General features: G+C 75.8%; 16 protein-coding genes. 6 read left to right on the top strand and 10 right to left on the bottom strand.

The genetic code is table 11. The features are described from left to right. Window positions 1–64 precede the first annotated feature (64 nt). Window positions 65–799 carry a hypothetical protein gene (locus tag ACWIZO_RS17865; protein ID WP_448638988.1) on the top strand — a complete coding sequence of 245 codons (735 nt, stop codon included), beginning with the start codon at window positions 65–67 and terminating at the stop codon, window positions 797–799. A gap of 95 nt (window positions 800–894) precedes the next feature. On the opposite strand, the gene ACWIZO_RS17860 is transcribed toward ACWIZO_RS17865, so the two are convergent. From ACWIZO_RS17860 to fabG, 4 genes are all read right to left on the bottom strand, one after another. Continuing rightward, a complete protein-coding gene (locus ACWIZO_RS17860) occupies window positions 895–1,731 on the bottom strand; it encodes a class I SAM-dependent methyltransferase (protein ID WP_448638987.1) in 837 nt (278 codons plus the stop codon). A gap of 102 nt (window positions 1,732–1,833) precedes the next feature. After that, window positions 1,834–2,955, bottom strand: coding sequence for a ferrochelatase (locus ACWIZO_RS17855; protein WP_448638986.1), 1,122 nt, complete (start codon window positions 2,953–2,955; stop codon window positions 1,834–1,836). Window positions 2,956–2,977: 22 nt separating this feature from the next. Next, the gene (fabI, locus tag ACWIZO_RS17850; RefSeq protein ID WP_448638985.1) at window positions 2,978–3,748 is read right to left on the bottom strand and encodes an enoyl-ACP reductase FabI; all 771 of its coding nucleotides are present in this window, start codon (window positions 3,746–3,748) and stop codon (window positions 2,978–2,980) included. Then, a complete protein-coding gene (gene fabG / locus ACWIZO_RS17845; RefSeq protein ID WP_448638984.1) occupies window positions 3,748–4,461 on the bottom strand; it encodes a 3-oxoacyl-ACP reductase FabG in 714 nt (237 codons plus the stop codon). The genes fabI and fabG overlap by 1 nt, the downstream gene beginning before the upstream one ends. 181 nt (window positions 4,462–4,642) lie before the next feature. Here fabG and ACWIZO_RS17840 point away from each other — a divergent pair, with 181 nt between their 5' ends. Beyond that, a complete protein-coding gene (locus ACWIZO_RS17840; protein WP_448638983.1) occupies window positions 4,643–6,163 on the top strand; it encodes a flavin-containing monooxygenase in 1,521 nt (506 codons plus the stop codon). A gap of 40 nt (window positions 6,164–6,203) precedes the next feature. Beyond that, window positions 6,204–7,139, top strand: coding sequence for an alpha/beta hydrolase (locus ACWIZO_RS17835; protein WP_448638982.1), 936 nt, complete (start codon window positions 6,204–6,206; stop codon window positions 7,137–7,139). A 137-nt stretch (window positions 7,140–7,276) separates the two neighbouring features. Here the strand turns inward: ACWIZO_RS17835 and ACWIZO_RS17830 are convergent, their stop codons facing one another. From ACWIZO_RS17830 to ACWIZO_RS17820, 3 genes are read right to left on the bottom strand one after another with little or no spacing between them, the layout of a single operon-like run. Beyond that, window positions 7,277–8,548, bottom strand: coding sequence for a cytochrome P450 (locus ACWIZO_RS17830; protein ID WP_448638981.1), 1,272 nt, complete (start codon window positions 8,546–8,548; stop codon window positions 7,277–7,279). Then, entirely contained in the window at window positions 8,545–8,754 is a 210-nt protein-coding gene (locus ACWIZO_RS17825) for a ferredoxin (protein ID WP_448638980.1), read from the bottom strand. Before ACWIZO_RS17825 ends, ACWIZO_RS17830 begins: the two co-directional genes overlap by 4 nt. Next, window positions 8,751–9,377 carry a TetR/AcrR family transcriptional regulator gene (locus ACWIZO_RS17820; RefSeq protein WP_448638979.1) on the bottom strand — a complete coding sequence of 209 codons (627 nt, stop codon included), beginning with the start codon at window positions 9,375–9,377 and terminating at the stop codon, window positions 8,751–8,753. Before ACWIZO_RS17820 ends, ACWIZO_RS17825 begins: the two co-directional genes overlap by 4 nt. Before the next feature lie 61 nt (window positions 9,378–9,438). On the opposite strand from ACWIZO_RS17820, the gene ACWIZO_RS17815 reads away from it, so the two are divergent. Continuing rightward, on the top strand, window positions 9,439–10,329 hold the full coding sequence (locus ACWIZO_RS17815) for an acyl-CoA thioesterase (RefSeq protein WP_448638978.1): 891 nt from the start codon (window positions 9,439–9,441) through the stop codon (window positions 10,327–10,329). On the opposite strand, the gene ACWIZO_RS17810 is transcribed toward ACWIZO_RS17815, so the two are convergent. Both ACWIZO_RS17810 and ACWIZO_RS17805 read right to left on the bottom strand, forming a co-directional pair. After that, window positions 10,283–10,996: a helix-turn-helix domain-containing protein gene (locus ACWIZO_RS17810; RefSeq protein ID WP_448638977.1), complete on the bottom strand. Its 714-nt coding sequence runs from the start codon at window positions 10,994–10,996 to the stop codon at window positions 10,283–10,285. The genes ACWIZO_RS17815 and ACWIZO_RS17810 overlap by 47 nt on opposite strands. Before the next feature lie 117 nt (window positions 10,997–11,113). Next, a complete protein-coding gene (locus ACWIZO_RS17805) occupies window positions 11,114–11,350 on the bottom strand; it encodes an SDR family oxidoreductase (RefSeq protein ID WP_448638976.1) in 237 nt (78 codons plus the stop codon). A gap of 327 nt (window positions 11,351–11,677) precedes the next feature. Here ACWIZO_RS17805 and ACWIZO_RS17800 point away from each other — a divergent pair, with 327 nt between their 5' ends. Together ACWIZO_RS17800 and ACWIZO_RS17795 are read left to right on the top strand one after the other, a co-directional pair. Further along, complete coding sequence (locus ACWIZO_RS17800) at window positions 11,678–11,815, top strand: hypothetical protein (protein ID WP_448638975.1); 138 nt, start codon at window positions 11,678–11,680, stop codon at window positions 11,813–11,815. Between the two features lie 49 nt (window positions 11,816–11,864). Further along, window positions 11,865–12,344 carry a nucleoside deaminase gene (locus tag ACWIZO_RS17795; protein ID WP_448638974.1) on the top strand — a complete coding sequence of 160 codons (480 nt, stop codon included), beginning with the start codon at window positions 11,865–11,867 and terminating at the stop codon, window positions 12,342–12,344. Between the two features lie 16 nt (window positions 12,345–12,360). On the opposite strand, the gene ACWIZO_RS17790 is transcribed toward ACWIZO_RS17795, so the two are convergent. Further along, window positions 12,361–13,983, bottom strand: a complete 1,623-nt coding sequence (locus tag ACWIZO_RS17790; RefSeq protein WP_448638973.1) for a methyl-accepting chemotaxis protein — start codon at window positions 13,981–13,983, stop codon at window positions 12,361–12,363. Window positions 13,984–14,086 lie beyond the last annotated feature (103 nt).

Raw genomic sequence — 14,086 nt, 5'->3', positions numbered from 1 at the left:
ACCCGAGTCTCGCAGGTCCGGGCGGGGTCGTGGCGACCCGGCGACCGCGACGTAACCTCGCCCGGTGCACGACCTCCCCGCCGGCCGGTTCGCGGTCTGGGCGACCGCGTGGCTCTCCGGCCGCACCTCCTACGACACCGCCCTGGACGCGCTGACCGACGACCGCGCGCACCGCGTGACCGGCCTGCCCGGCAGCGACGGCGCCGTCCCGCTCGGCTGGGCGCTCACCGCGCTCCGCGGCCTCGGCGAGCGCCGGCTGCGCCTGGTGCTGCCCGTGCCCGGCGACGTCCGCGGGCTGCCGCGCGCACCGGGGCTGGCCGCGCTCGCGGTGGAGGCCGGGCAGGCCGCCGTCGGCGAGCACGTGGCGCTGGTACCGGAGGAGCTCGGGCCGGAGGTGACCGCCTGGACGGCGTTCGACCTGGACGGGGTGCCGCCCGCGCCGCCGCCGGTCGAGGGGTCGCTGCGGCAGGTGTCGGGCGCCCTCGACCTCGCCGTCGGCGACGCCGCCCGCACCCTGGCCGCCCTCCACCTGGCCCGCTGGCACCCCGAGGTGCCGGCGCTGCTGGCCGGGCTCGGCAGCGCGCCCGCTCCGGGCCTGCCGACGGACACCGACCCGCTGGCGCTGTCGGTGCTCACCCGGGCCCAGCGGCTGGCGCGGGTGCTCGACCTCGCCCTCACCGACGCCCCCGGCGGCGCGGTCACCCACGGGCAGGCGGCCGCGCGCGACGAGGCGCTGCGCCCACTCGCCACCGCCGTCCGCGACGCGATCACCGCCGCCTGCAACGCCGTCCCCCGCTGAGCTGCCCCGCCCGTGGTCACCGGCGGGTGGTCGCGCCGCCGGCGTGTCGGACCGCCACTCGCCGCTGATCACGGCATCCCCCGTCCCGCAGGAGGTCAGGGACGGCGGGCGGTGACCAGCCAGGCGGCGGAGCCGAACTCCACGCCGTCCGGGCCGGTGTGGGCCTCGAGCCGGCGCCGCAGTTCGGCCACGGCGCGGGCCCGGGCGGCGTCGTCGAGCCCGTCGAGCAGCCAGCCGGCCAGGCCGAGCACGAACTCCTGGGCGTCGTCGACGTCGGCACCGAACCACTCCGGCTCGGCCAGACCCTCGACCTCCACCTGACGGTGACCCGCGGCGGCCATCACGCCGCGCAGGTGGTCGGGGTCGGCGAGGGAGAACGGTCCGGGCGCGCCGGGCGGCGGGCTGGGCAGTGGGCGCCCCGCGGCCAGGGCCCCCAGGATCTCGGTCATCCACTCGTTGGCCTCCAGCGCCTGCCACACCAGCAGGACCAGCCGGCCGCCGGGCACCAGCGCCCGGCCGACGTTGGCCAGCGCGGCCACGGGGTCGGCGAAGAACATCGCGCCGGTCCGGCTGATGGCCACGTCGAAGCCGGCCGGCGGGAAGTCGGCCACCTGGGCGTCGGCCTGCTCGAACCGGACGCCGGTCAGCCCCTCGTCGGCGGCGCGGCGCCGGGCGACCTCGAGCATCGCCGAGGACAGGTCGACGCCGAGCGCGGACCCGGTGCGGCGCGCGGCCTCCCGGGTCGTGCGGCCGGTGCCGCAGCCGACGTCGAGGACCCGCTCCCCCGGCCGCAGGTCGGCCGCGGCGAGGAAGGCGGCGTCGTAGCGGGCGACCGACCGGTCGAAGCGGTCGGCCTGGGCAGCCCAGTAGGCACCCTGCGCGCCGTCCCAGGCGCCCAGCTGCCCGGCGTTGGCGGGATGGACGTCGACCACGGCACACCGCCCTGACCGGGGACTGGGGACGCCCCGGGTCTACCCGCGGCCGGCCGGCGGGTCAACGTCCCGCCGCGCCGCCCGCTCCGGGGGTGTGTCCGGTCAGGCCGGGCGGGCCGCCGGGCGCTGGACGAAGCAGCAGGCCGCCGGGCAGTTGGTGCCCAGGCGCGGCTCGCCGCCCGAGCGCCGCTCCTGCAGCAGCTCGCGGACCATCGCCACGAACGCCGGGTGGGTGCCCGCCGTCGCGGCCCGCACGAAGGTCATACCGAGCTCCTCGGCGGTCTCGCGGGCCTCGTTGTCGAGGTCCCAGACCACCTCGAGGTGGTCGCTGACGAACCCGACGGGGAACAGCACGACCGCCGTCTCGCCGTTCTCGTGCAGCGCGCGGAGGTGGTCGTTGACGTCGGGCTCGAGCCAGGGCACCGACGGCGGGCCGCTGCGGCTCTGCCACACCAGGTCGAAGCCCCGACCCGGGTCGACGGCGTCGACGACGGCGCGGGCGGCGGCGGTCAGCTCGGCCTCGTAGGCGTGCCCGTCCGGACCGGCGACGACGGCCATCGAGTCGGGGATCGAGTGCGCCGTCGCCACCAGCCGCGCCGAGCCGCGCACGTCCTCGGGCAGCTGCGCCAGCGCGGCGGCCAGGGCGTCGGCGTTGGCCCGCACGAAGCCCGGCGCGTCGAAGTAGTGCGGCAGCTTCTCCGCCGTCGGGCCCCCGCCGGTGGCGATGCGGGCCCGGGCGACGTCCTCGTGGTACTGCCGGCACCCGGAGTACGACGCGTACGCCGAGGTGGCCAGCACGTAGACGTGCTCGATCCCGTCGTCGGTCAGCTGCTGCCAGACGTCCTCGACGTAGGGGTCCCAGTTGCGGTTGCCCCAGTACACCGGCAGGTCGACGCCGGCCGCGGCGAGGTCGGCGCGCACCGCGGCGACCAGCGCCTCGTTCTGCTCGTTGATCGGGCTGGCCCCGCCGAAGTGGTGGTAGTGCTCGGCGACGTCGAGCAGCCGCTCGGGCGGGACGCCGCGCCCGCGGGTCACGTTCTCCAGGAACGGCATGACGTCGTCGGTGCCGCGCGGGCCGCCGAAGGAGAGCACCAGCAGCGCCTCGCGGCGGCCGGCCGGGGCCGGGGCGGCCGACGGCGGCGCGCCCCCGTTGTTGCGGACGGCGAGCGACGGGTCCTCGTCGGGTCGCTGGCCGGGGTGGAGGTCGACGGTGGCGCGGGGCACGGGCCCTCTCTCTGCGGGGTGCTCAGACGCCGACGGCGTGGAAACCGCCGTCGACGTGGACGATCTCGCCGGTGGTGGCCGGGAACCAGTCCGACAGCAGCGCGACGACGGCCTTGCCCGCCGGCTCGGTGTCGGTGACCGACCAGCCGAGCGGGGCGCGGCCCTCCCAGGCCTCCTCGAACTGGGCGCTGCCGGGGATGGACTTCATCGCCATGCTGCGCAGCGGGCCGGCGGCGACGAGGTTGACCCGCACGCCCTCGGGGCCCAGCTCACGGGCGAGGTAGCGCGACGTCGACTCCAGGGCCGCCTTCGCCGCGCCCATCCAGCCGTAGACCGGCCAGGCGACGCTGGCGTCGAAGGTCAGCCCGACGACGGAGGCGGTCCCGCCGAACAGTGGCCGGCAGGCCTGGGTGAGCGAGGCCATCGACCAGGTCGACACCTGGAAGGCCGTGGCCGCGTGCTCCCACGCGACCTCGGGGAAGCCCTCCCCCATGGCCTCCTGCGGCGCGAAGCCGATCGAGTGGACGACGCCGTCGAGGCGGCCGCCGACGTGCTCGCGCAGCCGGTCGGCCAGCGTCGCGAGGTGCTCGGTGTTCGTCACGTCGAGCTCCACCACCGGCGCCTCGGCGGGCAGCCGCTTGGCGATCCGCTGGCACAGCGACAGCGCGCGGCCGAAGTTGGACAGGACGACGGTGGCGCCCTGCTCCTGCGCGATCCGCGCGGTCGCGTACGCGATCGAGGCCTCGGTCAGCACGCCGGTGACCAGGACGGTCTTGCCCTCGAGAATGCCCATCAGTGCCCCATCCCCAGTCCGCCGTCGACCGGGACGACGGCCCCGGTGATGTAGCCGGCCGCGTCGCCGGCCAGGAAGCGCACGACGCCGGCGATCTCCTCCGCCGAGGCGTAGCGGCCCAGCGGCACCTGGCCGAGGATCTCCTGCTGCCGCTTCTCCGGCAGCGCCGCGGTCATGTCGGTCTCGACGAAGCCCGGCGCCACCACGTTCGCGGTGATGCCGCGGCTGCCGAGCTCGCGGGCGATCGAGCGGGCCAGGCCCACCAGACCGGCCTTGGACGCCGCGTAGTTGGTCTGCCCCGCCGAGCCCAGCAGCCCGACGACGGAGGAGACGAAGACCATCCGGCCGCTGCGGGCGCGGACCATCCTCGCCGCGGCCCGCTTGGCCACCCGGTAGGCGGCGGTGAGGTTGGCGTCGAGGACGTCGGTGAAGTCGTCCTCCTTCATCCGCATGAGCAGCCCGTCGCGGGTGATGCCGGCGTTGCTGACCAGCACCTCGACCGGCCCGTGGGCCTGCTCGACCTCGGTGAAGGCCCGGTCGACGGCCTCGGCGTCGGTGACGTCGCACTGCACACCGAGCAGCCCGTCGGGGGCGCCGCTGCCGCGGTGGGTGACCGCCACCCGGTCGCCGTGGTCGGCGAACGCGCGGGCGATGGCCAGCCCGATCCCCCGGTTGCCGCCGGTGACCAGCACCGACCTGCCGGACCCCGCCATCCGTGCCCTCCTCGCCGTCCGCCCCGTGTCGGCTCCCGAACCTAGTCGCTGGCCGCGGGTCCCACCCGGCCGCCGCCGGCTCCCGCCCGGACCCGCGACGGTGAATCCGAACGCCGTTCTGGTCATGCGGACCTGCCCGGTCTAGGTTCGTGACGTCCGTCACGCCGTCCCCGGAGGCCTCATGACCACGACCGAGCTGCCCAGCCGCGCGACCGCTCCGGAGCCGGCGGGGGACGCCGGGATCCCCGCGCACGTCGACGTGCTGGTCGTCGGTGCGGGCATCTCCGGCATCGACGCCGCCCACCACCTGACCACGCGGTTCCCCGAGCGCAGCTTCGTCGTCCTCGACGCCCTGCCGGCGCGCGGCGGCACCTGGTGGACCCACCGCTACCCCGGCGTCCGCTCCGACAGCGACCTGTTCACCTTCGGCTACTCGTTCAAGCCGTGGCGGGGCCCGTCGATCGCGACGGCCGACGAGATCCTCGCCTACCTCGACGAGGTGGTCGAGGAGTCCGGGCTCGGCCCGCGCATCCACCACCGGCACCGGGTGACCGCCGCGAGCTGGTCGACCGAGGAGCGCCGCTGGACCGTCGAGGTCACCCGCGAGGACACCGGCGAGCAGCTGCGCCTGACCGCCGGCTTCCTGTGGATGTGCCAGGGCTACTACGACCACCGGCGCGCGCACACGCCCGACTGGCCCGGGCTGGACCGCTTCGGCGGCGCCGTCGTGCACCCGCAGCACTGGCCCGACGACCTCGACACCACCGGCAAGCGGGTGGTGGTGATCGGCTCGGGCGCCACCGCGGCGACGGTGGTGCCGGCGCTCGCGCAGACGGCGGCGCACGTGACGATGCTGCAGCGCTCGCCCACGTTCTTCATCGCCCGGCCCAAGACCCACGAGCTGGCGGTCACCCTGCGGGCCCTCGACGTCCCCGAGGACTGGACCCACGAGATCCTGCGGCGGGCGCACATCGCCGAGGGTGACGAGCTGCAGCGGATGTCCTTCGAGAGCCCCGAGGAGCTGCGCGCCTTCCTCGTCGAGGAGATGCGCCCCCTGCTGCCCGAGGGGTTCGACGTCGACAGGCACTTCAGCCCGACCTACCGCCCGTGGCAGCAGCGCCTGGCGGTCCTGCCCGACGGCGACCTGTTCGCCGCGCTGCGGGAGGGGACGGCCTCGGTCGTCACCGACACGATCGAGACGTTCACCGAGACCGGCATCCGGCTGGCCTCCGGGGAGGAGCTCGAGGCCGACGTCGTCGTCACCGCGACCGGCTTCGACCTGTCGGTGTTCGGCGACGTCGCCTTCACCGTCGACGGCGAGCCGGTCGTCTTCCCCGAGCGGGTCACCTGGCGCGGGATCATGATCACCGGCGTGCCGAACATGGCCTACGTCTTCGGGTACTTCCGGCACAGCTGGACGCTGCGCGCCGACCTGGTCAGCGCCTTCGTCTGCCGGCTGTTCGAGCACATGGCCGAGCGCGGCGCCTCCGTCGTCGTCCCCCGGTTGCGGCCGGAGGACGCCGACATGCCGCTGCTGCCCTGGGCCGACCCGGACAACTTCAACGCCGGCTACGTCATGCGCTCGCAGCACCTGCTGTTCAAGCGCGGCGACCGCGAGCCCTGGACCCACCTCAAGGAGTACGTGGAGGAGCGCCACAGCCTCCCGGCCGCCGACCTCGACGACGGCCTCGTCTACTCCTGACCCCCACCCGAACCGCACCAACCGAGGAAGAGGAGCACCCGTGCCGGTCGATCCGCACACCGCCGCCCTGCTGGGCATGCTGGAGCAGTCGGGCATGCCCCCGATGTACGAGGGGACGCCCGACGCCGGGCGCGCGCAGTACCTGGCGCTCACCGCCGGGGCCCGCACCCCCGAGCAGGTCGTGCCCGTCGGGAGCACGGAGGACCTGACCGTCCCCGGCGCCGAGGGCGACCTGCGCGCCCGGGTGTACCGGCCCGAGGGCGAGGGCCCGTTCCCGACCGTCGCGTTCTTCCACGGCGGCGGCTGGGTGATCGGCGACCTGGACACCCACGACAACATGGCCCGCCACGTGTGCCGGGGCGGCCGGGCGGTCGTCGTCGCCGTCGACTACCGGCTGGCGCCGGAGCACCCGTTCCCCGCGGCCGCCGACGACGCCGAGGCCTCGGCGCGCTGGATCGCCGCGCACCTGGACCGCTTCGGCGGCGACGACCGGATGGCGGTGGCCGGCGACAGCGCGGGCGGCAACCTCGCCGCCGTCGTCGCCCAGGTGCTGACCGCCGAGGGCACCCGGCTGACCGGGCAGTTCCTCATCTACCCGGCCGTCGACGCGATGGGCGAGTACCCGTCCCGGGTGGAGAACGCGCGCGGCTACTTCCTCGAGCAGCCCACGATGGACTGGTTCTACGGGCACTACGCCGGCGCGTTCGACGACGCCAAGGACCCGCGCCTGTCGCCGCTGCACGCGGCCGACCTCTCCGGCCTGCCGCCGGCGGTGATCGTGACGGCGGAGTACGACCCGTTGCGCGACGAGGGCGAGGCCTACGGCGAGGCCCTGCGCGCCGCCGGCGTCGAGGCCTCGGTCACCCGCTACGCCGGGCTGATCCACGGGTTCTTCGACATGGGCACCGCCTCACCGGCCGCCCAGGCCGCGATCGACGAGGGCAGCGCCCGCTTCGGGGAGCTGCTGCACCGCTGAGCACCCGGCCCGGCCCCGGTCCGCACCCGCGGACCGGGGCCGGGCCGTGTTCCTCCGTCCCGTGTCCCCGGCCCCGGGTCCTCAGCCCCGTGTCCTCAGCCCCGTGTTCTCAGCCCCGTGTTCTCAGCCCCGTGTTCTCAGCCCAGGCGCAGCGGCAGGGCGCGGGGCCCGCGGATCTGCCCGGTCGACCACCGCACCGCCGCGGGGTCGGCCAGGCCGAACTCGGGGACGCGGTCGAGCCAGACGTCGAGCGCCACGCGCAGCTCCATCCGCGCCAGGTGCGAGCCGACGCAGCGGTGGATGCCCAGGCCGAAGGCGGCGTGCCGGTTGACCTGGCGGTCGACGAGCACCTCGTCGGCGCGGTCGAAGCGGGCGGGGTCGCGGTTGGCGGCGGGGAAGGACAGCAGCACCCAGTCCTCGGCCCGCATGTCCACGCCGCGCCAGTGCACGTCCTCCGTGACCAGCCGCGCCATGGTCACCGGGGCGTAGGCGCGCAGGAACTCCTCGACCGCCGTCGGCCGCAGCGCGGGGTCGGCGACCAGGCGGCGCCGGTCCTCGGGGTGCCCGGCCAGGTGCCACAGTGAGGCGCCGATCGCGCTCCAGGTGGTGTCGATGCCGGCGATGAGCAGCAGCGCCATCGTCCCGGCCACGTGCGCGGGCTCGAGCCTGCGCCCGTACAGCTCGGCCTCGAGCAGGTAGGTGGTGAAGTCCTCGCGCGGGTGCTCGAGGTGGTCGCGGATCTGCACGAGCAGGTACTCGAAGAGGTGGCTGCTGCGCGCGATGCGCTCGTCCGGCGGCAGGTCGATCGCCTCGAGCGCGTTCTCGACGAAGTGCCGGAACCGCGGGCCGTCCTCGGGCGGGAAGCCGAGCATGTCGGCGATGACCCGCACCGGGATGTGCTGGGCGTAGTCGGCGGCGGCGTCGACGACCTCCCGCCCGGCCAGGCCGTCGACCAGCGCGTGGCAGTACGCCCGGGTCGACTCCTCCTGGCGGCTCACCGCGCTCTTGGTGAAGGCGGGCAGCAGCAGCTTGCGGGCGTCGTGGTGGAACGGCGGGTCCGAGGAGATCGGCGGGGTGCCGCCCACCGGGGCGAGCGCCCGGGGCGGGCGGAAGTTGCCGGCGATGATCGCCCGCGAGGAGAAGTGCTCGGTGTCGTAGGCCACCGCGGCGACGTCGTCGTAGCGGGTGGGCAGCCACGCCCCGCCGAAGCGCTCGGTGTGCGCGATCGGGCACCGCTGCCGCAGGTCGTCCCAGATGCCGATGGCCCCCTCGGCCCACTCCTCCTCGGTGTGGGAGAAGTCGGTGGCCCAGTCGGAGACCGGCCCGGTCACCGGCTCGGTCATGGAGCCGAGAGCGGGGTCGGACCGCAGGCTGCCGGCGTCTGCGGTGAAGCGGTCGTCGACGGTCACGGCGCGACCTCCTCGAACACCAGGACCGCGGCCTCGGGGCAGTTGTCGGCGGCGAGGTGGGCGGCGTCCTCGCGGCCGGGCGGCACCTGCCCGTCGGTGGTCAGCAGGGTGGCGTAGCCCTCGTCGTCGGCACCGAACAGGTCGGGCGCGAGGTCGTAGCACCGCCCGTGGCCCTGGCACAGGCTCGGGTCGATCTGCACTCTCATGGACGGCTCCCCATCTCGGCGGTGGTGGCTGGTTCGGCTGCTGGTGCGAGGGACGCGACGAGGCGGCCGAGCAGGGCGGTCCACTCCTCGTCGTCGACCGGGTCGACGTCCGGGCCGACGAGCGCGGTGCCGACGGCCAGGGCCAGGCACAGGTGCGCGACGGCGCGCGGCGACACGGCGGCGTCGATGCCGCCGTCGTCCTGCCCCCGCCGCACCAGGCCGGCCAGCCAGTCGGCGCGCTCGTGCACGTAGCCGCGCACGGGCCCGAGGACGTCGCCGTCGCGCCGGGCCGCCACGAGCGCCTCGACCAGCAGCTCGCCGTCGGGCTCCCGCCGGCGGCGCAGCGTCCGGCCGCTGGCGAGCAGCAGGTCGGGCAGCGAGCGGGTCGGCTCGGCGGCGACGAGGTCGGCGAGCAGCCGGCGGCCGTGCACGCGGAGCGCGTCGACGAGCAGCTCGGCCTTGGACCCGAAGTAGGCGTACATCGCGCCGTTGCTCAGCCCGGCCGCCGCGGCGACCTCGGACACGCGGGTGCCCTCGTAGCCCCGGCGGGCGAAGACGTCGGCGGCCGCGCGCAGCAGACGGTCCCGCGTGTCCGCCGCGGTGGCGCCCGGAGTGCGACCCACGTCACGAATCGAACAGTGGTTCAATTCCCGCCGTCAAGGGGTCGGCGCGCGGGAGGCGACGATGACCGGGGTCGAGCGCCTGCCCGAGCCGGGCGGTGGCCTGCTGCCCCTGCTCGACCTGCGGCCGGCCGGGCCGGACGCGTTCACCGCCGGGCCCCGTCGCGCCACGCCCGAGCGGGCCTTCGGCGGCGCCGTCGTGGCCCAGGCGCTGCTGGCCGCCGGCCGGACCGTCCCGGACGACCGGGCGGTGCACTCCCTGCACGCGTACTTCCTGCGCGCCGGGGAGGCCGCCGAGCCGACCGCCTTCACCGTCGAACGCGTGCGCGACGGCGGGAGCTACGCCACCCGCCGGGTGCGGGCCGAGCAGCGCGGCCGGACGACGCTGGAGCTGACCGCCTCCTTCCACCGGCCCGAGACCGGGTTCACCCACCAGGTGCCGGTGCTCGACGCGCCGGCGCCGGAGGACCTCCCCGGCCCGGCCGAGGCCGGGGCGGGGACCGAGGGGCTGCTGCGCGAGTGGTTCGACCGTCTCGCCGACCGGCACCCCCTCGAGCTGCGCTTGGACGGCGAGCTCCCGCGCCTGGCGGCCGCGCGGGGCGAGGCCGCGCCGCCCCGCCAGCGGTTCTGGCTGCGCTGCCGCGAGCCGCTGCCCGACGACGCGCTGCTGCACGGCTGCGCGCTGGCCTACGTGTCCGACGTCCTGCTGCTGTCGACGTCCCTGGCGCCGCACCGGACGATGATCGGCGCCCCGGACGTCGCGGCGGCCAGCCTCGACCACGCGGTGTGGTTCCACCGCCTCGCGCGCGCCGACGAGTGGCTGTACTACGAGCAGGAGAGCAGCTGGGCCGACGGCGGGCGGGTGATGTGCTCGGGCCGGGTCCTCGACCGCGCCGGCCGGCTGGTGCTCACCGTGGCGCAGGAGGGGACGGTCCGTCCGCTGGGGCGTCGCTGACCCCCGTCCCGGGGCCCTCCGCCCCGGGCTCCTCCGCCCCGGGCAGGACGCCGAGCCGCTCGATCATCGCGAGGGCGGCGTCGGTGACCGCCTCGGCCTCCCGGCGGGTGCGGCTGCCCATGACCTCGCGCGCGGCCTCGCCGATGACCGAGGTGAGCACCGAGACCGTCAGCCGCCCGAGGGCGTCGTCGGGCGTGCCCAGCAGGACGGCGTTCTGCCGCAGCCACCCCGAGGCGCGCCGCCGGCGCATCAGCTCGAACCCGGGTGGGCCGTCGGCGTCGACGAACAGCACGCCGACGGCGCGGCCCTCCCAGGAGCCGCGCAGGAAGCCACGGGCGCCGGCGGCGAACAGCGCCAGCGGCCGGGTCTCCCCCACCGTGCGCGCCGCGGCCACGGCCCGGGCCGCGCGCTGCTCCTGGCTGCTCTGCCAGTCCTCCCACAGCGCGAGGAACAGCTCGCTCTTGCCGCCGAAGTGGTGGTAGAGGCTGCCCACGCTGGCGCCGGCCCGCTCGACCACCTCGGCGACGCCGGCGTCGGCGAACCCGCGCTCGGCGAACACCGCGCGGGCGGCGTCGAGCAGGACCCGCCGGGTCTCCCCCGTGCGGCTCCACTTCCAGGAGCTGCGGCCCTCGCTGCGGCTCTCGGGAGCGCTGGCGTCGGCGGGCATCGGTGTCCCCCTCGCGGTTCCGCCGGCAGCAGTCCCGGGCGGACCAGATGCTACGGCCGGGCGGCCGCCGGTCCGCTCCAGGAGGGCACCGGACGACGCCGCGGCGGCGCGGTCGGGTCAGGACCCGTGCGGGATCTCGTAGGGCGCCGTCGCACCGGCGTCGATCACCATCGTGGTCCCCGTGACGCAGCGGGACTCGTCGGAGGCCAGGTACAGGACGGCGATGCTGATGTCGACCGCCTCGACCCACGGGATCGGCCGCGCGTTGAGCGGCGTGCGCACCTCCTCCCGGTCGATGCCCTCCTGCCCGGTGAGCAGCTCGTGGATGGCGCCGCCGCCCTGACCGTCTTCCACACGCCGGTGAGGTCGACGTCGACGACGTCCTGCCACGTCTCCTCGGCGAGCCCGAGGGTCGGGCGCCTCGACCGTCCCCCTCGACCCGTCCCACGGTGCGCTCCCCTCGTCGCGGAGCGCACTCCGGTGGGCGCCCCGGTGCGGGGCAACTCCCACGCCACCCCACGCCGGGGTCGAGGCTCGCGCGCGCCGCCGCCCGGGATGTCCCCGCCGGCCGGTCCGCCGGGTGCTGCCTCGACGTCCGGCGGCGATCCGGCCGACGCCCGGGGCCATCGCGCGTAGCGTTCGGGCACGGAGCCGCCCAGGCACCCGACGAGGGAGCGCGTCATGGCCGACAAGTCCCCACGACACTCGATGTCGAAGAAGTCCGGGAAGTCCCTCAAGGAGAAGCGCTCCGAGCGCAAGACCAAGGTCGACGCCCGGTCGCAGATGGAGCGGCTCACCACCACCGACAAGAAGCACTGAGCCCCGACCGCCACCGGCGCCGTCCCTGCTCGGCGGGCAGGATCGCGGCGTGCTGAGCGACACCGACCTCACCCACCTGCGCCGCTGCGTCGAGCTGGCCGCCGAGGCGCTCGAGGCGGGGGACGAGCCGTTCGGGTCGCTGCTGGCCGGTCCGGACGGCGCCGTGCTCCTCGAGGACCGCAACCGCGTGGCGGGTGGGGACGCCACGCGGCACCCGGAGTTCGCGATCGCCCGGTGGGCCGCCGCGCACCTGTCCCCGGAGGACCGCGCGGCGGGCACCGTCTACACCTCGGGCGAGCACTGCCCGATGTGCGCGGCCGCGCACGGGTGGGTCGGGCTCGGCCGCATCGTCTACGCCAGCTCCGCAGCGCAGCTGGCCGGCTGGCTGGCCGACCTCGGCGTCCCGCCGGCGCCGGTGCGTCCGCTGCCGGTCGGCGAGGTGGCGCCGGGCGTCTCCGTCGACGGTCCCGCGCCGGGCCTGGACGAGGAGGTCCGGGCCCTGCACGAGCGGCTGCACCGCGGCGGCTGACCCACCCGCGGGCGGGTCAGACCGAGAACTGCGCCACCAGCCCGCGCAGCTGCCCGGCGAGGCGGCCGAGCTCGTCGGAGGCGCGCTGCGTGCTCGCGGCCTCCTCCTGGGCGGCGTCGGCCGCCGAGGCCAGGCCGCCCACGGTCGAGGAGATGGCGGTGGCGCTGCTGGCGACCTCGCCCACGCTCCGGCTCATCTCCTGGGTGGTCGCGGTCTGCTCCTCGACGGCGGTGGCGATGGCCGACTGGAAGGCGTTGATCCGGTCGATCGTGTCGGAGACGTCGGCGATCGCCCGGGTCGCCTGGCCGGTGTCGGCCTGGATGGCGTCGACCCGGCGGGCGATGTCCTCGGTGGCCTTGGCCGTCTCCTGCGCCAGCTCCTTGACCTCGTTGGCGACCACCGCGAAGCCCTTGCCGGCCTCGCCGGCGCGGGCGGCCTCGATGGTGGCGTTGAGCGCCAGCAGGTTGGTCTGCTCGGCGATCGAGGTGATCACCTTGAGCACGTTGCCGATCTCGGCCGAGGACTCGCCGAGCTTGGCCACCGTCGCGCTGGTGTCCCGGGCGGTCTCCACGGCGGCGGCGGCGACCTGCGCGGCCTGCTGGGCGTTGACCGCGATCTCGCGGATGCTCGCGCCCATCTCCTCGGCGCCGCTGGCCGTCGTCTGCACGTTGCGGCTCACCTCGGCGGCGAGCCCGGCCGAGCCCTGCGCCTGGTCGGAGACCTGGGCCGCCGAGGAGGACAGCCGGCTGGCGACGTCGGAGAGCCCGGTCGACGCGCCACTGAGTGTGTCCACGCTGCGGCCGATGTCGGCGACGGCCTCGCGCATCCCGGCGCCGGCGTCGTTGAGGGCGCCGGCCATCTCGCCCATCTCGTCACGGGTGCGCAGGTCCAGGTGGGCCGAGAGGTCCTTGCGGCCGAGCGCGCGCAGCGCCGCCACGCACTTCTGCAGGGGCCGGGTCACCGACACCTGGACGGCGCGGGCGAGGACGAGCGCGGCCACGAGCGCGAGGCCCAGGGTGATGAACGTGGCGGTCCGGTGGACGGTGGCCTCCTCCGCCGCGTCGGCCGACGTCCGGGCCGCGCGCTCCTGCACCTGGTCGACCATCGCCGTCGAGGCCTCGGTCACGGCGAGGTAGGTCACCAGTTGGCCCTGCTGGTCGTCGTTGAGCCACGCGACCAGCCGGTTGGCGGCGTCCGGGGCCCCGGAGGTGAGGATGGCGCGGGCCTGGTCGGCGGTGGCCAGGAAGTCCTCCCACGTGTCGGCGAGCGCGGCGAAGTCCTCGCGCTCGGCCGGGGTCATGTACTCGGTGTGGACCGAGTCGAGCATCTCGCGGGCCGCGGCGAGCTCACCCTGCAGCCCCTGCCAGTTCGGTGCGTCCGCGGCGACCGCCTGCTGCGGGCCGAGGGTGAAGGCGTCGGTGCCGACGCCCATCTCCCACGCGCCGATGCTGGCGGTGTAGTAGGCCGACTGGTCCATCTCCTGCACCAGCACGCCCAGGTGGTCGACCTCGACCGCCGCGGCGTGCTGCGCGCTCAGTCCGACCAGGCCCACCACGGTCGCCACCGAGGAGAGGCCGAACACCAGCAGGAAGGCGAGGAACAGGCGGGGGCCGGTGCGCAGGCGGTTGAGCGGGTTCACGGGAACGGGATCTCCGGACGACGGCGGGCAGGACACCCGGACGATCGGTCGTCGCGGTCCCGGGTTGAGCCGAACCGGCCGGGCCCGTTCCGGGTGGAGGGCC

It is taken from the genome of Geodermatophilus sp. URMC 63 (assembly GCF_053502565.1).
Note: the sequence above shows the minus strand (reverse complement) of the source record. Positions and strands in the feature narration are given on the sequence as shown.